Origin of the sequence: Rodentibacter haemolyticus, from assembly GCF_015356115.1 — a bacterium.
Lineage (GTDB): Bacteria > Pseudomonadota > Gammaproteobacteria > Enterobacterales > Pasteurellaceae > Rodentibacter > Rodentibacter haemolyticus.
The window spans coordinates 956,241-977,050 of the sequence record NZ_CP063056.1 but is presented as its reverse complement, the minus strand read 5'-3'; the positions used below and the strand labels follow the sequence as shown (position 1 = coordinate 977,050).

General features: G+C 39.9%; 14 protein-coding genes and 2 pseudogenes. 7 read left to right on the top strand and 9 right to left on the bottom strand.

Features of this window, described 5'->3' with window-relative positions; genetic code table 11:
• The first annotated feature begins 183 nt into the window (after positions 1-183).
• The 4 genes and pseudogenes from IHV77_RS12035 to IHV77_RS04675 all read left to right on the top strand — a co-directional run bounded on the left by IHV77_RS12035 (position 184) and on the right by IHV77_RS04675 (position 5,321).
• Positions 184-1,487: pseudogene (locus tag IHV77_RS12035) on the top strand (type I restriction-modification enzyme R subunit C-terminal domain-containing protein).
• Between the two features lie 75 nt (positions 1,488-1,562).
• On the top strand, positions 1,563-3,032 hold the full coding sequence (locus tag IHV77_RS04685; protein ID WP_194812952.1) for a class I SAM-dependent DNA methyltransferase: 1,470 nt from the start codon (positions 1,563-1,565) through the stop codon (positions 3,030-3,032).
• A gap of 7 nt (positions 3,033-3,039) precedes the next feature.
• Positions 3,040-3,610 (top strand): annotated as a pseudogene (gene rhuM, locus IHV77_RS11975) (RhuM family protein); the annotation flags it as partial.
• Positions 3,611-3,803: 193 nt separating this feature from the next.
• The gene (locus IHV77_RS04675; protein WP_194812951.1) at positions 3,804-5,321 is read left to right on the top strand and encodes a restriction endonuclease subunit S; all 1,518 of its coding nucleotides are present in this window, start codon (positions 3,804-3,806) and stop codon (positions 5,319-5,321) included.
• A 37-nt stretch (positions 5,322-5,358) separates the two neighbouring features.
• Here IHV77_RS04675 and IHV77_RS04670 read toward each other — a convergent pair whose 3' ends face one another.
• On the bottom strand, positions 5,359-6,162 hold the full coding sequence (locus IHV77_RS04670) for a tyrosine-type recombinase/integrase (protein ID WP_194812950.1): 804 nt from the start codon (positions 6,160-6,162) through the stop codon (positions 5,359-5,361).
• A gap of 551 nt (positions 6,163-6,713) precedes the next feature.
• Between IHV77_RS04670 and IHV77_RS04665 the strand changes: the two genes are divergently transcribed.
• Together IHV77_RS04665 and IHV77_RS04660 are read left to right on the top strand one after the other, a co-directional pair.
• On the top strand, positions 6,714-7,556 hold the full coding sequence (locus IHV77_RS04665) for a DUF72 domain-containing protein (RefSeq protein ID WP_194812949.1): 843 nt from the start codon (positions 6,714-6,716) through the stop codon (positions 7,554-7,556).
• 21 nt (positions 7,557-7,577) lie between these two features.
• Positions 7,578-8,045: a hypothetical protein gene (locus tag IHV77_RS04660; protein ID WP_194812948.1), complete on the top strand. Its 468-nt coding sequence runs from the start codon at positions 7,578-7,580 to the stop codon at positions 8,043-8,045.
• Positions 8,046-8,347: 302 nt separating this feature from the next.
• Here the strand turns inward: IHV77_RS04660 and IHV77_RS04655 are convergent, their stop codons facing one another.
• From IHV77_RS04655 to IHV77_RS04640, 4 genes are all read right to left on the bottom strand, one after another.
• Positions 8,348-13,060: an Ig-like domain-containing protein gene (locus tag IHV77_RS04655; protein ID WP_194812947.1), complete on the bottom strand. Its 4,713-nt coding sequence runs from the start codon at positions 13,058-13,060 to the stop codon at positions 8,348-8,350.
• Between the two features lie 83 nt (positions 13,061-13,143).
• Positions 13,144-13,881, bottom strand: coding sequence for an ABC transporter ATP-binding protein (locus IHV77_RS04650; protein WP_194812946.1), 738 nt, complete (start codon positions 13,879-13,881; stop codon positions 13,144-13,146).
• Positions 13,878-14,846 carry a FecCD family ABC transporter permease gene (locus IHV77_RS04645; protein WP_194812945.1) on the bottom strand — a complete coding sequence of 323 codons (969 nt, stop codon included), beginning with the start codon at positions 14,844-14,846 and terminating at the stop codon, positions 13,878-13,880. The genes IHV77_RS04650 and IHV77_RS04645 overlap by 4 nt, the downstream gene beginning before the upstream one ends.
• Positions 14,843-15,640, bottom strand: coding sequence for a TroA family protein (locus IHV77_RS04640; RefSeq protein ID WP_194812944.1), 798 nt, complete (start codon positions 15,638-15,640; stop codon positions 14,843-14,845). The genes IHV77_RS04645 and IHV77_RS04640 overlap by 4 nt, the downstream gene beginning before the upstream one ends.
• A 161-nt stretch (positions 15,641-15,801) precedes the next feature.
• On the opposite strand from IHV77_RS04640, the gene IHV77_RS04635 reads away from it, so the two are divergent.
• Entirely contained in the window at positions 15,802-16,137 is a 336-nt protein-coding gene (locus IHV77_RS04635; RefSeq protein WP_194812943.1) for a helix-hairpin-helix domain-containing protein, read from the top strand.
• A gap of 50 nt (positions 16,138-16,187) precedes the next feature.
• Here IHV77_RS04635 and IHV77_RS04630 read toward each other — a convergent pair whose 3' ends face one another.
• The 4 genes from IHV77_RS04630 to focA all read right to left on the bottom strand — a co-directional run bounded on the left by IHV77_RS04630 (position 16,188) and on the right by focA (position 20,768).
• Complete coding sequence (locus IHV77_RS04630; protein WP_194812942.1) at positions 16,188-16,655, bottom strand: surface-adhesin E family protein; 468 nt, start codon at positions 16,653-16,655, stop codon at positions 16,188-16,190.
• A gap of 33 nt (positions 16,656-16,688) precedes the next feature.
• The gene (gene pflA / locus IHV77_RS04625; RefSeq protein WP_194812941.1) at positions 16,689-17,429 is read right to left on the bottom strand and encodes a pyruvate formate lyase 1-activating protein; all 741 of its coding nucleotides are present in this window, start codon (positions 17,427-17,429) and stop codon (positions 16,689-16,691) included.
• A 125-nt stretch (positions 17,430-17,554) separates the two neighbouring features.
• Positions 17,555-19,867 (bottom strand): formate C-acetyltransferase, encoded by a 2,313-nt coding sequence (gene pflB, locus IHV77_RS04620; protein WP_194812940.1) that lies wholly within the window; start codon positions 19,865-19,867, stop codon positions 17,555-17,557.
• Between the two features lie 49 nt (positions 19,868-19,916).
• A complete protein-coding gene (gene focA, locus IHV77_RS04615) occupies positions 19,917-20,768 on the bottom strand; it encodes a formate transporter FocA (RefSeq protein ID WP_194812939.1) in 852 nt (283 codons plus the stop codon).
• Positions 20,769-20,810: the final 42 nt, after the last annotated feature.

Below are 20,810 nucleotides of genomic sequence, written 5' to 3'. Positions count from 1 at the left end.
TGGAGGTTACCGTTTGACAAAGTACCATTTCAAGGCATTGTTATTTGGCATCCTGTGTAGGTTTTTTATCTCTCTATATTCTTTTTTAGGAAAGTTTGTCAAAAACAATCTTTGAAATATTGCAGGAAATTAAAGCATTACACTATAATCTTCCGATAACAAACACTTATCGGAAGGAAGTTTATGTTTAGCCTAGCAGAAAAACGTGCGATGTCGGAAACGGATATTCGTTCCAAATTTATTACTTCTGCGATTAGAAATGCAGGTTGGAATGATAGGCAGATTCGAGAGGAATACTCGTTTAAAGCGGACAAACAGTTTACCGATGGGCGGATGTTGATTGATCCAAAAGCAAAAAAGCCAGCCGTAAAGAGGGCAAACGGGCGGATTATCTGTTGTATGAATCCGCTAATTGCAAAATTGCCGTGGTGGAGGCAAGGGATAATAAGCATACGGTGAGAGACGGTTTGCAACAGGCGATGGACTATGCACAGTTGCCGGATATTCCGTTTGCGTATAGTTCAAACGGCGATGAATTTGTCAAACACGATTTTCTCACGGGTAAACAACGCACCTTGCCAATGGCGCAATTCCCCACTCCACAAGAATTAGAACATCGCAGGAAACAGCAATACACCGCCTTTCGGATCATTCATCGGCTACGCACAAGCGGGGTAAAACATAAGGCGCTGAACGCAGATATTCTGGCACAAAATCCCAAATATATTCGCCAAATTACAGGCAATCAAACAGGTAAAAATACCGATTTAGAAGAATTTTGCGATGTCCATAATGAGGGAAACAACTACCCTGTGATAGCAGCAACCTCCAAACTAATGACAACAGGTGTAGATAGTAAAACCTGCAAATTGGTTGTGCTGGATGCGAATATTCAATCCATGACAGAATTTAAGCAAACTATCGGACGAGGCACACGACTACGCCCTGATGCCGGCAAATCTTTTTTACAATTATGGATTTTAGGAGGGAACAGATCTATTCGCTGATCCCAATTTTGATGGCGATCCTATCATCATTTTAGATCCTGATGATGACACAACTAAAACCGGAAAAGAAAAAGACACCGCAGGATCGCACAATAATGATGATGAGGTAAGAGAGCCTGAAGCGACTTATAAACCGACGATCGTGATCGAAGCCGGAAAATTATTATTACGCATTCTCGATAAAAAAGTACAATATCTTAATGAACAGGGGGAATTGGTTTCAGAAGATATTGCTCTCTAGCCAAAGTGAAACAAAGCGGTTACGTGGAACAATACAACGCAGAAAATCAGCAAATGCTGGGGTTGATTTTAGAGGAATACACCAAGTCAGGTATAAAAGCCCTCAGCAAACCTGAAATCCTTAAAAATAGCCAATTTAAACCTTTTGGCGGATTGATTTCCATTGTGAAAAAATTTGGCGGTAAAGATCTTTATCAAAAAGCAGTGAAAGGACTAGAAAACCTACTTTATAGCGATTAACCGACCGAAATAACATCGCAATTTCTCCAATTTATTTTAATAACAATAATTAACTCATCATAGGATAAAACAACAATGAGCCTAAACAACCTCGTAAAGCGTCTGCAAGATGTAATGCGAAACGATGCCGGGATCAACGGTGATGCCCAACGTATTGAGCAAATCGTCTGGATTTTATTTCTCAAAATTTACGATGCAAAAGAACAAGAATGGGAACTGATTGACGGCAATTATCGCTCCATTTTGCCTGATTTTTTACGTTGGTCAAACTGGGCAAAAGACAATAAAGACGGCAAGGCTATGACGGGCGATGAATTATTGAATTTCGTCAATAACGAGTTATTCCCTACCTTAAAAAACCTGCTGATTTCAGCAAATACACCAGTGAATCAGCGAATTCTTCAGGCTGCATTTGAAAATAATAATAACTATATGAAAAATGGCGTATTGTTACGCCAAGTCATTAACATTATTGATGAAATTAATTTCGATGAATATCAAGAACGCCACGCTTTCGGTGATATTTATGAAAATATCCTGAAAAGTTTACAGAGTGCAGGCAATGCAGGGGAATTTTATACGCCACGAGCCGTGACCGATTTTATGGTGCAGATGCTCGCCCCAAAACTAGGGGAAAAAATTGCCGATTTTGCCTGTGGCACAGGGGGATTTTTAATATCGGCATTAAAGATACTAGAAAAACAAATCCAGTCCGTTTCTGACCGCACTTTGTTTAATCATTCCGTCTATGGCATTGAGAAAAAAGCCTTACCGCACTTGCTTTGTGTAACAAATTTATTGCTCCACGATATTGATAACCCAAATGTCCATCACGACAATGCGTTAGAAAAAAACATCAAAGATTACACCGAAGAGGAAAAATTTGATGTGATTTTGATGAATCCCCCCTATGGAGGGAGCGAGATTGACCAGATCAAAATGAATTTCCCTACCGCATTACGCAGCAGTGAAACAGCAGATCTGTTTATGTCTGTGATTATGTATCGCTTAAAGAAAAACGGGCGGGGGGCGATTGTACTCCCTGATGGCTTTCTATTCGGTACGGATAACGCCAAAGTGGCGATTAAGCAAAAACTGATGAGCGAAATGAATTTGCACACGGTTATTCGCCTCCCCCATAGCGTTTTTGCCCCTTATACCTCAATCACGACCAATATTCTCTTTTTTGATAACAGCCAACCAACGACAGAAACGTGGTTTTATCGCCTTGATATGCCTGAAGGGTATAAAAATTTCTCGAAAACCAAGCCGATGAAATTAGAACATTTCAACGAAGTCATAAAGTGGTGGCACAACCGACAGCCGATTGAAATTGACGGTTTCGATAAAGCGAAAAGCTACTCTTACCAAGAGATTGCCGACCGCCAATTTAATATCGACTTATGCGGTTTCCCTCATAAAGAAGAGAAAATTTTACCCCCTAATGAGCTAATTGCAAATTATCAACAAAAACGCACCGCTTTAAATGCCGATATTGACCAAATTCTAGCCGAAATTACAGGGATCTTGGGAATTAAATTATAGAGGGAAAATGTCATATTTGATTATTTACAATACCGAAGACGGAAAAAGTAAAGTATCTCTTTTTGTACAGGGCAACGAAGTATGGCTTAACCAAAATCAGCTAGCAGAACTTTTTGACACCTCTGTTCAAAATATCGGCCTGCATATTAAAAACATTATAAAAGACAAGGGCTTAAATGAAATTTCAGCTATAAAAGGATTTCTTTATAACTGTCCCTGATGGCAAAAATTATCAAGTAAAACACTATGCTCTTGAAATGGTTTTAGCGGTGGGTTTTCGTGTGAGTAGCCCTCGTGGCATACAGTTTCGCCGTTGGACAAATACCCATTTAAAAATCTATCTCGAAAAGGGCTTTTTGCTCAATGATGAACGTTTGAAAAATCCTCAAGGACGAGCCGATCACCTTGATGAATTACTAGAACGGATTCGTGATATTCGTGCCAGCGAAATTCGGTTTTATCAAAAAGTACGGGAGCTTTTTAAACTATCCAGCGATTATGATAAAAGCGACAAAGCCACCGAAATGTTCTTCGCTGAAGTACAAAATAAATTGATTTATGCGGTAACAAAACAAACCGGATAGCATTATTGAGGATAACGGCTTTGAGGTTCTTACTACAAAAGGAAATAGAAGCCGTACACAAATGAAAAAGTTTACTTCAGAACAATTGCAATCTTCAGCCAAAAACCCCGAGCACCCTCAAATTAAATACAGAACAAGAAGACTTAGCAATGCTTGAAGCATTAGTAAAACAGGTTAAAAACAAGAAATGAAAGCTCAACAATTAAAAAACGCTATTTTACAACTGGCTATTCAAGGAAAACTGGTATCGCAAGATCCAAATGATGAGCCAGCCTCGGTGCTTTTAGAAAAAATTCACCAAGAGAAAGAAAAACTTATCGCTGAAGGTAAAATAAAAAAAAGCAAAAAATCTACCGATAAACTTCCTTTTCAGAAGGATGAGCAATTCCCCTTTGATCTTCCTGAAAGTTGGATGTGGGTGAGGTTGGAAGATATTTCTTCAAAAATTACAGATGGTTCTCATAATCCACCACCAAATAGTTTATCAGGTATTCCTATTTTAAGTGCTGCAAATATATTTAATGGAAAAATTCAATTTTCATCTGCATCTCGTTGGGTATCTGAAACACAATGGGAAATGGAAAATAAAAGAACAGAAATTCAAATAAATGATATTTTATTAACGATTGTTGGAACGATAGGCAGAACCGCCGTAGTTAAATCAAATAATAAATTTGCTTTACAAAGAAGTGTTGCTGTCATTAAGCCAATACAAATTGTTCCTGAATATATTAGTTATGCTTTACAATCCTCATTTTTATTAGATTTAATGGTGTCTAATAGTAAAGGAACTGCCCAAAAAGGGGTTTATTTAAATGCAATCAAAGAATTAACTATTCCACTCCCTCCACTGACCGAACAGCATCGTATTGTCGATAAAATCGAACAACTGTTTCCCTTTATCGACCAATATGCCAGGAAAGAGCAAGAATTGACCGCTTTAGATCAAGCCTTTCCTGAAAAACTCAAAAAATCCATTTTACAAGCAGCAATTCAAGGCAAATTAACCGAACAAGACCCAAATGATGAACCAGCGATTGCGTTGGTTAAACGTATTCAGCAAGAAAAAGTGCGGTTGGTTTCTGAGAAGAAATTGAAGAAAGCAAAACGGCAATCAGAGATTATTATGCGGGATAACATTCCTTATGAGATTATCGATGGGGTAGAGCGTTGTATTGCCGATGAAGTGCCATTTGAAATCCCTGAAAATTGGTGCTGGGTGAGGTTGGGGGATATTGGTAAAACAAATATCGGATTGACTTATTCTCCTTCAAATATATCTAATTTTGGTACTATTGTTCTTCGATCCGGAAACATAAAAAATGGATTATTAGATCTAAATGAGATTGTAAAAGTAAATTTAGATATACCCGAAACAAAAAAATGCAATAAGGGAGACATTTTAATTTGTGCCAGAAATGGCAGTAAAAAATTAGTTGGAAAATGTGCTATTATCGATCAAGAAGGATTTTCTTTTGGTGCATTTATGGCTATATTTAGAAGTGAATTTAATCAATATATATATCATTTTTTATGTTCTCCTTTATTTAGAAATGATTTTGATGGGATTAATACAACAACTATAAATCAAATCAAACAAGATAATCTAAATAATAGGCTTATTCCGTTACCTCCATTAAATGAACAAAAACGTATTGTAGATAAAATTGAAAAACTATTTTTAGAAATAGATAAATTAAAATAATAATATGGGCGTATTATAACGCCCATATCATAATAAATTACCAATCAATCACTTTATTGACAATCGCTTGTTGTTCTGTACTTGTTCGGCGTAAATAAATTCTAGTGGTTTCGATAGTCTCGTGTCCCATTAAATCAGCTAAAAAAGCCAGATCATTAAATCGTTCTAAAAAACTTTTTGCAAAACGATGTCTAAAAGAATGAGGATAAACTAATTTAGGATCTAGTTGATAACGTTTAGCAAGAATTTTTAATTGACCAGCAATACCACGAGTTGTAATTCTTTTATTATAACGATTTATAAAGATAAATCCGTGTTGTCGGTTAATGTTTTCTAACCATTTTAAACATTCTTTCTGCAATAATTCAGGAATATAAATTCTGCGTAATTTTCCACCTTTTGAATAAAGATCAATATAGCCCAACTTAATATGTTCACATTTGAACTGTATAAGCTCACTCACCCTTGCTCCAGTCGCAGCCATAAAGCGAATGACAAAATACCAATATAGATTATTATCAGCTTTCAAACGTTCTTTAAAATAACGATAATCTGCTTCACTAATTACATTTTCTAAAAATGTTTTTTGTTGTACCTTTACAAAAGTTAATTTCAATCTTTCTTTTTTTATAAACTCTAAATAATAGTTAATAGACCTTATTCTTAAATTAGCAGTTTGCGGTTTATAATGTTCAATTAAGAATGTTTTATATTGTTTAAGATTTGATTTTGTTATTTCCGGGAAGAGGTTTTGGAACTGTTTAATGGCAAATAAATAAACTGAAATTGTATTATTTGCCAGATTTTGATTTGAAAGATAACGTTGAAATGATTTAATCATACTAATTTTCCTTATTTTTAGTTGAAAAGAGGTATGATAATAGATTTAGAGATATAGGTTTTGTGACAAAATATGTTATTCAATAGACATCGTAAGGCGTGATGCTCCACGCCTATCTTTTATTCAATTCAATCTATCTAATGATGAAAAAAGTATCTCTACTTTTCTTCCAATATGTTTTTACTCGGAAAGAGGGGGAATAAGTAACTTACAATTTTCTCCTTAGAAATATTTTGTTGACCACTTCCCTCAGTTCTTTTCTGAAATCCAGACTTTTGAGACATTAAATAATAAAATAAGGGGCTGTATTAGACTAGCATAACTGCTAACCTAATACAGCCTCTAATATTTTTAGGCTCGTGCCTATTTGGAATCACTCCAGCTCCCCATTCACCAATATCCCCCAACCTCACCCACATCCAACTTTCAGAAAGATCAAAGGGGAATTGCTCATCCTTCTGAAAAGGAAGTTTATGCCTTGTTAATAAGTCTTGCCTTTTCCCCAATTCCCCTTAAACTACTCAACCTTTAGCCCCAAAACACACAACCCAATGCAAACTCCCCATATCCACATCGGTACAGGTGGTTATAGTGACACAGACCTACTTGGCACACTTTATCCATACGGTACGAAGAAAGAGGATTTTCTAGCAGTGTATAGCCAACATTATGATAGCGTTGAAATAAACAGCACGTTTCACGCTCCCATTGGGGTGAAAGCGTTGCAAGGGATGGTGGAAAAAGCTCAAGGACGGTTGCAGTTTTCGGTAAAGTTACATCAAGATTTTAGCCATAAACGCACGGCTACCAGAGAACAAGCGGTCGTTTTTTTGCGGGCTTTGCAGCCGTTGGTTGAACAACATTGCCTAGCGAATTTGTTTGTTCAATTTCCTGGCAGCTTTGAGCGAAATCACGCTAATCGCTACTATCTCGCTGAATTGGTTCGCTGGTTTGAAAATTATCCGCTTGCGATCGAATTTCGGCACGGCAGTTGGCATACGCAATCGGTGTTGGATTACTTTCAAGGTAAGCAAAATCTAATTTGGTGTAACGTGGATTATCCACAAAATATCGGACTGCCTGCTTTTCGTTTTTATGCTAATCAACGCACCGCTTATTTACGCCTACACGGTCGCAACCCAAATTGGAGGAAAGCTCAATCTGCCCAAGAACGCCACGATTATCGTTATAATGAGGCGGAATTGCAAAACTTAGCACGATTACTGCACCAAAGAAAAGCCGAATTTGACAGGCTTTATCTCTATTTTCAAAATACGACTAATAGCCATTCATTTTATAATATCACTACATTAAAAAAGTTCTTGAGTGAATATGGCTTTAATATCAAACCTACACCTGAATTTTTACTTGGGCAACAACCTTTATTTGAATAAAAAACAATTTAGGAATGTTTTATGAATAAATTTAAACTCACTCTTTTAATGGCTATATTAAGCACTTTATTAGCTTGTACGCCGACACAAAAAATAACCAAACCCACCACCAAAATAGGTTATTTAAAAGAGAATATTAGCCAAGCGGATTTATCCAACCCTGCCTTGTATAAACGCTACTACTATACTTGCTATAATGCGGAAACGGGGTCGGAAACCTATTTATCGAGCTATTTTCCACTCTCAAAAGAAAGCCGTTTACCCCATAATTTTGGTATTTATGTGCTGGCATACGGCGGCAAAGCAGAACCTTTTGACCATATTGAAAATAGACAACTCAATGCCCGAGGCACTCGTTTTGAAGTAATTTATCGCTCCTACCAGCCTATTCAAGGGACGTATATTGATTTAGTCGCCTCGCAACATAAATCCGTTTACTACAAAAATCGACAGGACGTACGCACTAAGTGGCTAGAGTGTCGTGAATAATAGCTTCAAATAGAGATTTCAATACTGAATAGAAATTTTGACAAAGACAATATAACGGTATTATGTATCAGTTGCACAAAGCGCTTTGATATTTCTTGGGGTAGGGTGGGCAACTAGTTGCCCACCATTGAAATATCGTAATTAGAAAGGTGGGCAAAAATTTGCCCACCTTACAGGAACGATGGTATTTACGATGTTTTGTGCAATTGCTACATAATACTGCAATATAAAACCGAATTTATTTGTATTAGTGTGGAAAAATTAAAGGGCAGATTAACTGCCCTTTTCTTTATTTAACTTGATTACACAATCTCATACTGATTTTGGTTGAGCGTTAAGCCTGTATTGAGGTTGGCAAAATGCACGGCATCTCGTCCACCTTGACCGTCCGCATCGTAGGAAAGTTTGCCACTTGCACTATCGTATTGAATATAGTCGTCAAAGTTTGCCATTGCTGGTTTTAAAGCGGTGAAAATTACGCTGGAAAGGGCAATTTTATCCCCGCCGTCAAAATCGGTAATGGTGTCAATATTGCCGTTCAATTCCGTTTGGAACACAAAGGTATCGTTACCGGCTCCACCTGTGAGGGTGTCATCTCCTAAACCACCGATCAAGCGGTCATTTCCTTCGCCACCATTTAAGGTATTACCGATATTATTCGCCGTTAAGACATTATCCAATGTATTACCCGTCGCCTGTTTCGCAGTAGTGCCGATTAAGGTGAGATTTTCTATATTCTCTGACAAGGTATAATCAACAGAACTGATCACAGTATCTGTGCCTTCATTAGCGTTTTCAATCACGCTATCGCCAACGTTATCCACCACAAAGGTATCATCGCCTGCACCACCGTACATTTGATCATTCCCTTCGCCACCGTTTAGATAATCATTGCCGGCTCCGCCTCGGATAATGTCATTACCTGCTCCCCCTTGAATATTGTTATCTGCATTGTTACCCGTTAGCACATCATCGTATGCCGATCCAATTAGGTTCTCAATTTGCGTTCCAAAACCAATAAATGCTTGATCCTTCACATATTTATGGAAAGTGATACTATCACTTGGTACACCAAACGGACCAAAACTCAACTCAGGGGCAAATTTGCCGTGAATAACGGCTTGAGCATCAAGCCCAAAATATTCGTGTGCAGAGAGAGTCTCACTCCCTTCTGCAAGAAAATATTGTTTCCGCTCTGTGCCACGATAAATCCAAGAACCCGGTGTTAAATCCACATTAACCCCGATATTTTCATTGGACGCATCAAAGGTATCGACACCACCGCCATCCCAAATATATAAAGCACCATCCGTTTCCAAGCCATTGTAATCACGGAAACCGTAAGTATCATTCCCTGCACGGCTATTTGGATTAACGCCATAGCGATAATGTAATGTTGCTAAGTCAAACGGACGCATTGGGCTATAGTCAGACATTCTTAACCCAACTATCGGATTGGCGTTTAGGAATCCATTGTAAGACATTACGCTAAATTCAACGTTGGCTTCATTCTCAAATCCTGCAATAGGGGTAGGCAGTCCCGTTTGAGGATCACTATATTCGGTATGCCCCAAATGGTAGTTATGCCCAATTTCGTGAATATTTGTAAAATCAATCTGATTGTTTAACTTCAACTGTTGGGTATTTACGTCATAGTTTGTTTTATTCCAAAGTAAGCCGACATTTTGGGTATGACCTACCGAACCTGACGCAACCAAGTCCACAGGGGCTTGACCAAGATAATGGCGAGCTTGAGCTTCAGCGGCATTATTCGTTTCAACAAATTGTATATTCAAATATTCTTCATAAACTTTATAAGCCTGTCGAATACGCGCTTTAAGTGCATCATCATAATCAAAATACACACCTGCTTCAAACTTAGGCCCCTCTTGATTAGAATCTTGTTGGATTGGGCTGTTCTTTGCTTCTTCTGCTGTCATAAAGTGATATTTAATCACCAATGGCGTTTTATTTCCTCCCACAGGCAGGCTTGTATTGATCCCCATATCCGGATCAATCAACAACCCATTGATAAAGTAAGGGAAATTATAATCTTCTTTGGTGTGATCGGTTTTTCGATCTGCTTTCGCCACTTCACGTTGGGATACAAATTCAGCAGAAACCACATTCGGCGTAGTATAGTTTTCCACAGCTTGTACCGTGATCATTTTGCCTGCAATATCTTGCGTTTTTAAGACCGCTTGTACACTCTCTTGCTTTGCCAACTGTGCTGGATCAACTTCAACCAAGAAAGTGCGGTCAGTTTTTACCTGCGTTTCAAAAGTTTGATCGCCAATTTTCACTACGACTTGATCACCGGCTTTCGCACTACCGTCCACACGACCTGTAATCTGTGCCTTGTTTGGTTGGATCTCAACTTGGTTATTCGCATTTAATCCGCTGCTTTCTAGGTTGAATGATTTAACCTGAACCTCTACACGCTGCCAAGTGATTCCTTGATTTATTTGATAAGTTCCCCCTAAATTTTTCAGCTGATAACTCCCATCATCTTGTTTTTCAAGGGTATGCACATTTTCAAATAAATTGACCGGATCAGTATCAGAAACAGCCGTGTGCGAAATCTCTTTGCGATTTAAGAAATTGATACTCACCGTCTGACCGTTTAATTGAGCAAGCTCCTCATTTGGAATATCGAGATAAAAGGACTTCGTTTTGCCATCAAAACCTGTGGTATAGGTTTTCTCGCCAATCACGACATTCACCGCACGCAACATTCTTGGGTTTTGCCCTTGGGCATAAACGCCATCAAATTCAACTGTACCACTGATGCGGGTGGTGCCTGATAACTCGGTGGAAAATGCTTCCCCAATTTTAGTAAGCTGAATACCGGCGACTAAATTAGGATCAACCTCATAGGCTTGTGTCTCGGTTTTTTCTGCACGATTGCCCGCATTATCCGTATTTACCGCAGTGGCAGAAATTGCACGATTTGCCAACATTACCTCTTTTGAAATGGTTGTGCTAAATTGCCCATTTTGTACATCCACCTCTTGAGAAAACTCGCCGAGTTTTAACTGCACTTTTGCTCCGTCAGCAATATTTTTCACCGAACCACTCACCACGACATCAGTTTTGCCTTCGTTTACATTGATAAAGTTATCATTCGCCACAGTCAGCGTGATTTCAGGTGTATCAATCTCTAAATCTACCTCATACGCTTTTGTTTGGCTTATCGTGGCTTCGTTGCCTGCATTGTCTGAAATCACTAAGCTCGCCGTTACCGCTGTGCCGTGAGTTAATTTGCTCGCCTCGACTTCAAGGCTAAAATCGCCACTGGTAGATAATGCCACTTTTTCGACCGCTTGATCTCCAACCGTGAGGGTTACCACATCGCCAGCTTTAACTTCCCCGCTGACTTTACCCGAAATCGTGATATTCCCTTTTGATTCGGCAAGATTGATAATGTTATCTGCAGTAATATCATTCAGCGTTAATGCCGCTGACGGTGGGGTAATATCTACTTCATAGTCTTGCTGTTTAGTCTTCTCTGCAATATTTCCTACCGCATTTTGCACGATGGCTTTTACACTAATAGCAGGTTTGATCGCAGAGGTTAAGTCTTGCCCTAAAACAGAGATAGACCATTCATTCCCATTTACTTGAGCAACTCTTGAGTCTTGCCCAATAGTTACCTGCACTTCAAGAATTTGAACTCCGTTTTCTAATTCAATGTTTCCGCTGATCAATATTTCTTTTGCTTGATCAGCTTGATTAAGGATTTTACCTTGGTTAATCGGATCAATCGTGATATTTACCGCTGGGAGTTCGGTATTCACTTCATAGGTTTTTTCCTCAGAAACAGAAATCGGATTCCCTGCATTATCCGTTAGCTGAACAGTTGCTTTAATCTGATTCGTTTTCGCAAGAATGATGCCCGGAATGAAAGCAGAGAAGCGATTATTCTCTACAGAGGTTGCGATCTCGGTATCGCCCACGGTAAGGATGACCGAACTTCCATCAATAATATTGCTCGTTACGCCTGAAATTAAAATATCTGACTGACTTTCGTTAATATTGAGAATATTATCTTCCGCCACCTCATTGAGTTTAATCGTTGGTTGAATCGGTGGGGTTGTTGGTTCTACTGGTGGTGTAATTTCTTCCTGCTTCGGTTGCTCTGCCGGTGGTGTGATTTCCTCCTGCTTCGGTTGTTCTGCCGGTGGAGCGATTTCTTCCTGTTTCGGTTGCTCTGCTGGTGGAGCGATTTCTTCCTGTTTCGGCTGTTCTGCCGGTGGAACGATTTCTTCCTGCTTCGGCTGTTCTGCCGGTGGAGCGATTTCTTCCTGTTTAGGCTGTTCTGCCGGTGGAGCGATTTCTTCCTGCTTCGGTTGTTCTGCCGGTGGCGTGATATCTTCCTGCTTCGGTTGCTCTGCCGGTGGAGCGATTTCTTCCTGCTTCGGTTGTTCTGCCGGTGGAGCAATTTCTTCCTGTTTCGGCTGTTCTGCCGGTGGAACGATTTCTTCCTGCTTCGGTTGTTCTTCCGTTGGAGGAACGATTTCTTCCTGCTTCGGTTGCTCTGCCGATGAAGAACCTCCATTTCCTCTATTTTTTGCGATTAAAAAAGCACCTCCTATCGCTAAAGCACTTAAACCAAAAATAGCAAGATGCTTGAGACTTATTACTTCAGTCGCCTGAACAACCTGAGAGGCTTCAGCCATTTTTTCCACAGCAGCATTTTGCTCTGTTAAATAAATCTGACTTTCTACCGGATAAGCGGTTTTGTAATTTTCTAAAACTAATGTCGTTTGTTCATTTTCTAAAACAATGGTGAGATCATCACCCACAAGCTCTGCCTTAATATTGTCGATTACTTGTCCATTTTCATCAACGAGTTGATACTGTGTATCTGTTTCTGCGTTAAGACGAATCTGTTGCTGTTTAGGAAGGGAAATCTTTTCAAGATGATTTTGTTTAATGATATGAAGCACCGCCATAGCGTAATTCCTTAAATGAAGATATAAAATACGTTGATTACTCAACGAAAAGTTCGCCATTCTACTCCTCTGTTATTTAAAATCCAAACTATCATTCCGGTTTGCTTATTCGATTGAACAACAAACAACAGGCTCAAGCGGATTTATTTAAAAGATTTCGTTACGCGATAAATCTCTTTTCTTTCCATATCAATTTCCGCTTGAATATCAAAGGCTTTTGCCAAATTTTCGTGATTAATGACCACTTGTGTTGCTCCACTTGCGATCACTTTTCCATCAGCAAGCAAAATAATCTCATCACAAAAACGATAAGCGAGCGACAAATGGTGAATCGCCATCACACAGGTTATTTCAGGGCTGAGGGCTTTGAGTTGCTCCATCATATCGATTTGGTAATAGGGATCTAGGGAGGCGATGGGTTCGTCAGCCAATAGTAGAGGGGCATTTTTAATGCAACAACGGGCTAATTGAACACGTGCTTTTTCTCCACCGGAAAGCTGTTGAAAAGGTTTATTAAGCAAGTGAGTAATAGAAAACTGCTCTGAAATCGACCGCACTTTTTCTTGTTCTTTGGTTTCCGATAAAGGCGAAAGTAACCCGAGAGCAATCACGTCTCGCACAGCTAAATCCCAATGAATATCAGTTTGTTGAGCAAAGTAGGCAAGTTGATGACTTTTTTCTTTTGCCGAGATCTGGGCTAAATCGCCATTTTTTAGCAAAATCCGACCGCTTGCAGGCGAAATGATCCCCGCAATGGCTTTAAGCAAGGTGGATTTCCCCGACCCATTCGCCCCCATAATACCAACTAATTTCCCTTGCGGGATATGGCAAGAAATATTGCGAAGTGCATAGGGCAGGGTGAGATTGTCGAGTTTGATCATTGAGCGATTCTCCGCTGTTGGGTAAACAAAATCCAAATCAAGCACGGGGCCCCGATAATCGAAATGAGCGTGCCAATATAGATACGGTTAAAAAACGGTACATAGAGGATCGTCAGATCCGCCGTTAACACCAATAACGCCCCGATGAGACCACTGGTCAAATAGAGTTGTGATGGGCGTTTTTTCAGCAAAATACGAGCAAAATGAGGGGCGATTAAGCCGATAAAACCGATTGTACCGGTTTGTGGAATGACTACGCCAACCAGCAATGCCGCACCAAAAGTCGTGATAAAAAAGCTTCGCTTCGGGTTTACTCCCATTGTACTCGCCGTCTCAGTGCCGAAGGTAAGTACATCGACGTATCGCCGTTGGCGATATAGACAAACGCCACCAAGCAACACGAAGGGTAAAGAAAAAAGCAAGGTGTCAAGCTTTGCCCACATCAGTGAGCCTTGCAGCCAGCGATAAAGCTCTGCCAATGCCCACGGGCTTTGAGCGTTGGAAAGCAGCAAGGCGATACTTGAGCCAAGCAATAAATTGACCGCTAGCCCTGCCAAAATCATCATCGTTGTGCCGTGATTTCTCGCGATAAAATAGACCACCAAAAAACTTGCCAACGCCCCACTAACGCCGCCTAGCAACAGCAGGCTTAGCGGTGCGGAAAAATAGTAGAGCAAAAACACTGTGGTGGCGGCCGCCCCCGAACTGCTGCCGAGCAACCCAGGACTGGCGAGGGGATTTTGAAAAATCCCCTGCATCGCATTGCCTGCCACCGCCAAGCTTGCTCCGGTAAGTAACGCCAAGCCAATGCGTGGCAAGCGAATATCCCACAGCACGAGGGATCGCAAATCGGCCGGCATACCTTCAGCATTTCGCAACAACGCAAAATCCCCCAACTGATAAAATATCGCCAAGCCTGTGGTAAACACTAAAAGTGCGGTAAAAAAAAGATTGAGTTTTTTCATTGTTTCACCTGCCGATAAATCTTTTCCGCACCTTGCCAAATGCCATGATCGAAGCAGTAAGTGTATTTCAAAGGGATAGTTACAAGCGGTCGATTTCGGAAGAAATGTTGCAAAACGGGGTGTGAAAGCCATTCGGCTTGTAAATTGTAGCCCCGGTTATCGGTTTGACGGATTAAAAAATGGGGTTGGGCGAGTAACACTTTTTCGAGTGAGAAATTTTGTAAAGTAAGCGGTGTTTTTAACGGTTGTAACCCAAGTAAATTCAGCAATACCGGATATTGGGGTAAATAGCTTTCTGCAACGCCTGTATCGGATACCATGAGCGTATCTGTAAGCGTTTGATTTAAATTAAAATTTTTCGATTTAAGTTTTAAAACCAATTTTTTGGCGTGTTCTTGGTTTCGGGTGATTTCGCCTAATTGTAGGATAAACTTAAACAATTCATCAGGTGTTTGAGGGCTATCGTTAACCGGAATAATTTTCACTCCTAGCCTTTTTAGACTTTCAACCAGTTGCGGATAAAAATTTTCGTTGAGCAGAATAGTTTTGTCCAAATAGGGTAAAAGTTCGGTTAAATTCGGCTCTACGATAGGTTTGTCCACATTGAGTTTATCCAACATCATCAATGGCTTTTTGGAATAAGGCGACATTGCTGCAATTTGCTCGGGACGGGCGATTTCGATCAGTAATCGGTCGCTACAGAGGGTGAGCGAAACAAATTGTTCGGCGTAAGCTGAAAAAGAAAGAAAAAGTGCGGTGAGAAAAACAGAAATATTGAATTTTGGATATAACATCAACTATCCCTTGCTCATAAACCTAAGTTTTTTATTTTATTTAACATTAATTTCTCGATCAGGATCGCAAAAGTGCGGTCGATTTCTTGTTTGTTTTTGTAAAAAAAGAAAAATGATGCCGTTGATTTTATCAACATTTTAATCACTAACAAGGAAATACTATGAAATTAATTAAAACCTTAATCAGCTCACTTGTTCTGGGAAGCGCATTAGTCAGTTCATCTGTTTTGGCAGAGGAAAAAGCGGTAGAGCCCTTAACAGCACAAACAACAACCGAAAAAGCCCCTTCCGCCGATGTGGGTGATAAGTTAAATATTAACACTGCAACAGCAAGTGAAATCCAAAAATCCTTAACCGGTATTGGTGCCAAAAAAGCAGAGGCGATTGTACAATATCGTGAAAAGCATGGTAATTTTACCTCAGCGGAGCAACTGCTTGAGGTTCAAGGTATCGGTAAAGCGACACTTGAAAAAAATCGTGATCGTTTGGCATTTTAAATAAACAGACACTAAAAAGGTCGCGTATTGCGACCTTTTGTTTTCAAAAGTTATTTACTGTAATTGACACAAATAATCTGTGCCGCATTATAAAGTGTCGTATTTGGTGTTAAACGAATACTATGTTTCCTTTGTTTTTTCGGGGCAGCTCGTAAACCCTCTCCCCAAAATTCGTCATAGAAGTCAGTTCGAACCTGCGTTAAGCGATAATTCTTACAATTCAAAATCTTATATTGTCGAACAGAACGGGCATAACGTTTAGACTCTTTCGGATAAACGTACAATCCTTTATCTAAATTCACCACGGCATCAAAATGTACCTCTTCAGGCTCTTCGTTATCAACCCAGATTGAGTCCGTATCAATGTAATAATTAACATCTTTAACTAATCTGACGAACCCTTTACGATCTTGAGCGGGAGGCATCAACTTAACCTCTTGCGGTTCTCTATTTTGTTGTGTCTGAACAGAACAAGCGGCAAGTAGCATGATGGGGAAAGTTAAAAGTATTTTTTTCATATTTACTCCTTAGCCAGTGCTGCTGACGGTGAATTAAAATTTAACGGTGTGCCCGTAGCCTTCCAAAATAGATTTGATATGTTCTAAAGATTCACGTGTTGGCGGCATAACATCTTCAAGTTCATAATCAAATCCTAGGGTTTTCCATTTATGTGCGCCTAGACGGTGATATGGCAACAGTTCGACTTTTTCGATATTTTCCATCCCCTCGATAAACTGCCCAAGCAAATGCACATCATGATCATTATCCGTATAACCCGGTACGACAACATAGCGAATCCAAGTTCGTTGATGACGTTTTTGCAGATATTTTGCAAATTCAAGCGTACGCTTATTCGGTACGCCAATCAAGTTTTGATGAACCTTATCATTGAGCTCTTTTAGATCAAGTAAAACCAAATCCGTCACATCTAATAATTCATCAATAATGTGATCATAATGACGAACAAAACCGTTTGTATCCAAGCAGGTGTTAATCCCTTCTTTTCTACATGCACGGAACCAATCACGCACAAATTCGGCTTGAAGAACAGCCTCTCCGCCTGATGCAGTAACACCGCCCCCTGTGGCATTCATAAAATGGCGATAACTCACCACTTCTTTCATCAATTCTTCTACACTGATTTCTCTCCCACCATCTAAATCCCAAGTATCCCGGTTATGGCAATATTTACAACGCATTAAACAGCCTTGCATAAATAAAATAAAACGAATACCCGGCCCATCAACGGTACCGCAGGACTCAAATGAATGGATTCTTCCTAAAACAGACATAATAAACTCACAATCAAAAGATATAGCTAAATTTTATCAGAATACACAATAATAAAAAATGAGCCCGACTAAATCAGGCTCATAATGTATGTTCCCGCTAAAGTGCGGTTAGATTTCACAATATTTTACATTGTTTGTGTGAAAGTACGTGTGATAACGTCTTGTTGTTGCTCTTTCGTTAAAGAGTTAAAACGTACGGCATAGCCTGAAACACGAATCGTTAACTGAGGATATTTCTCAGGATGTTCCATTGCGTCCAACAACATTTCACGGTTTAACACGTTCACATTTAAGTGTTGGCCACCTTCAACGGTCGCTTCGTGGTGGAAGTAACCGTCCATTAACCCTGCAAGATTGCGACGTTGTGCTTCAGCATCTTTACCCAAAGCATTCGGTACGATGGAGAAGGTGTAAGAAATACCGTCTTTCGCATAAGCAAACGGAAGTTTAGCCACAGAAGTTAATGACGCTACCGCACCTTTTTGGTCACGACCGTGCATTGGGTTTGCACCCGGTCCGAATGGCGCACCTGCGCGACGACCATCAGGGGTATTACCTGTTTTCTTACCATATACCACGTTAGAAGTGATAGTAAGTACAGATTGGGTAGGCACTGCATTACGATAAGTTTTGAGTTTTTGAATTTTCTTCATAAAGCGTTCAACAAGATCGCAGGCAATATCATCTACACGGTTGTCGTTATTACCGTATTGCGGATATTCCCCTTCAATTTCAAAATCAATCGCTACATTAGATGCAACTACATTGCCTTCTTTATCTTTGATGTCGCCACGAACAGGTTTAACTTTCGCATATTTAATTGCAGAAAGTGAGTCGGCCGCCACAGAAAGACCTGCAATACCACAAGCCATTGTGCGATAAACATCACGATCGTGTAACGCCATTAACGCAGCTTCGTATGAATATTTATCGTGCATATAGTGGATGATGTTTAGTGCGGTCACATACTGTTTCGCTAACCAATCCATAAAGCTATCCATACGTGTCATCACAGTATCAAAGTCTAACACTTCATCTGTAATCGGAGCTGTTTTTGGCCCGACTTGCATACCTAATTTTTCATCGATACCGCCATTGATTGCATACAACAAGGTTTTTGCCAAGTTCGCACGTGCACCGAAGAATTGCATTTGTTTACCAACCACCATTGGTGATACGCAACACGCGATTGCATAATCGTCATTATTGAAATCCGGACGCATTAAGTCATCGTTTTCATACTGAACGGATGAAGTATCAATAGAAACTTTCGCACAGAAACGTTTGAAGTTTTCCGGTAATTGCTCAGACCAAAGAATCGTTAAGTTCGGCTCCGGTGAAGTACCCATATTATAAAGGGTATGTAAAATACGGAAGGTATTTTTGGTAACTAACGTACGACCGTCTAACCCCATACCTGCAATGGTTTCAGTCGCCCACATCGGGTCACCGGAGAATAATTGATCGTATTCAGGTGTACGTAAGAAACGAACCATACGTAATTTCATTACTAAGTGATCCACTAACTCTTGCGCTTCGGTTTCTGTGATTTTACCTGCTTTTAAATCACGTTCGATATAGATATCGATAAAAGTTGCCGTACGACCAAATGACATCGCAGCACCATTTTGTGATTTGATTGCCGCTAAATACGCAAAGTACATCCACTGAATAGCTTCTTGAGCATTCGTTGCCGGATTAGAAATATCAAAACCATAGCTTGCCGCCATTTGTTTCATTTGACTTAATGCGCGGTGTTGCTCTGCAATTTCTTCACGTAAACGAATCGTACCTTCAAGATCAACCCCGTTCTCAAGATTTTCTTGTAATGAAGTAAATTGAGCGTATTTATCTTTCATTAAGAAATCGACACCATAAAGTGCAACACGGCGATAGTCACCGATAATACGGCCACGACCGTATGCATCAGGCAAACCGGTTAACACGCCTGATTTACGGCAGCGTAAAATATCCGGAGTGTAAACGTCAAATACACCCTGGTTATGGGTTTTACGGTATTCAGTAAAGATTTTTTTCACTTCAGGATCGAGTTCCCGACCATAAACTTTACATGATCCTTCCACCATTTTAATACCGCCAAATGGCATAATGGCACGTTTTAAAGGTTCATCTGTTTGAAGACCAACGATTTTTTCTAAATCTTTATTGATATAACCCGGTGCGTGAGAAGTGATCGTTGATGGCGTATGTTCATCAAAATCTAATGGCGCGTGTGTACGGTTTTCAATTTTGATGCCTTCCATTACGGATTCCCAAAGCTTCGTTGTAGCCTCGGTCGGTCCTGCTAAGAAAGAGTCATCACCTTCATACGGGGTATAGTTTTTTTGAATAAAGTCACGTACATTGACATTTTCCTGCCAATCGCCACCGCTAAAACCGGCCCAAGCAACTTTTTGCGCTTCATTAAGTTCTGACATAGTCATTTCCTTTGTTAATTAATAAAAATAAATTGTTTCAATTCGTCAATTAGTGGGATTTTGTTAGGTAACGTTGGAATAAGCCGACACAAACTGCGCCACCCACAATATTTCCCAACGTCACCGGGATTAAATTCTTAATAATAAAATGATAAACGTCTAAATCTGCGTATTTACCCGCTTCAATACCCAATTGTTGCCAAAATTCAGGGGTACTATAATGTGCAGTAATAATTCCCATTGGAATCATAAACATATTTGCCACACAGTGCTCGAAACCGGATGCGACAAATAAACCGATCGGCATAATCATAATGAATGCTTTGTCAATAACGGTTCTCCCCGAATAGGATAACCAAACTGCCAAACACACCATAATGTTACACAAAATACCTAAGTTAAAGGCTTCAACCCAAGTATGGTGAATCTTATGCTGGGCTGTAGTTAAAATAGTCAATCCCCACTGCCCGTTTGCGGTCATCGTTTGCCCACCAAACCAAACAAATGCGACAATAATTAAGCTACCGGCAAAATTGCCGAAATAGACTGCGATCCAATTACGAATCATTTGCCACGTTGTGATTTTTCCTCCAATACGGGCGATAAGTGTAAGAGTTGATGAAGTAAAAAGTTCTGACCCTAACAAAACAACCATAATCACCCCGATAGAGAAAACTAAACCACCGACTAATTTGGTTAAGCCCCAAGGTGCACCTGCTGATGCGGTTTGTGTTGTGGTATAAAAAATGAATGCCAACGCAATGCACGCACCCGCACTAATGCCTGACATAAAAGAAAGAAATGGACGTTTTTTTGCTTTATAGACCGCTGCCTCTTCCGCAAAGTTTGTCGCTTCAAGCGGAGTTAGCGCGACTATAGAAGAAGTTTTTATATCTGACATAAACCTCAATGATGACTCTTTTTTTATTAATTATAATTGGTG

Coding starts and splice junctions, on each gene's coding strand:
- focA (WP_194812939.1), bottom strand. CDS start 20,768: ATGTCAGATATAAAAACTTCTTCTATAGTCGCGCTAACTCCGCTTGAA.
- IHV77_RS04675 (WP_194812951.1), top strand. CDS start 3,804: ATGAAAGCTCAACAATTAAAAAACGCTATTTTACAACTGGCTATTCAA.
- IHV77_RS04660 (WP_194812948.1), top strand. CDS start 7,578: ATGAATAAATTTAAACTCACTCTTTTAATGGCTATATTAAGCACTTTA.
- IHV77_RS04685 (WP_194812952.1), top strand. CDS start 1,563: ATGAGCCTAAACAACCTCGTAAAGCGTCTGCAAGATGTAATGCGAAAC.
- IHV77_RS04670 (WP_194812950.1), bottom strand. CDS start 6,162: ATGATTAAATCATTTCAACGTTATCTTTCAAATCAAAATCTGGCAAAT.
- IHV77_RS04635 (WP_194812943.1), top strand. CDS start 15,802: ATGAAATTAATTAAAACCTTAATCAGCTCACTTGTTCTGGGAAGCGCA.
- IHV77_RS04665 (WP_194812949.1), top strand. CDS start 6,714: ATGCAAACTCCCCATATCCACATCGGTACAGGTGGTTATAGTGACACA.
- IHV77_RS04650 (WP_194812946.1), bottom strand. CDS start 13,881: ATGATCAAACTCGACAATCTCACCCTGCCCTATGCACTTCGCAATATT.
- IHV77_RS04640 (WP_194812944.1), bottom strand. CDS start 15,640: ATGTTATATCCAAAATTCAATATTTCTGTTTTTCTCACCGCACTTTTT.
- pflA (WP_194812941.1), bottom strand. CDS start 17,429: ATGTCTGTTTTAGGAAGAATCCATTCATTTGAGTCCTGCGGTACCGTT.
- IHV77_RS04655 (WP_194812947.1), bottom strand. CDS start 13,060: ATGGCGAACTTTTCGTTGAGTAATCAACGTATTTTATATCTTCATTTA.
- IHV77_RS04630 (WP_194812942.1), bottom strand. CDS start 16,655: ATGAAAAAAATACTTTTAACTTTCCCCATCATGCTACTTGCCGCTTGT.
- pflB (WP_194812940.1), bottom strand. CDS start 19,867: ATGTCAGAACTTAATGAAGCGCAAAAAGTTGCTTGGGCCGGTTTTAGC.
- IHV77_RS04645 (WP_194812945.1), bottom strand. CDS start 14,846: ATGAAAAAACTCAATCTTTTTTTTACCGCACTTTTAGTGTTTACCACA.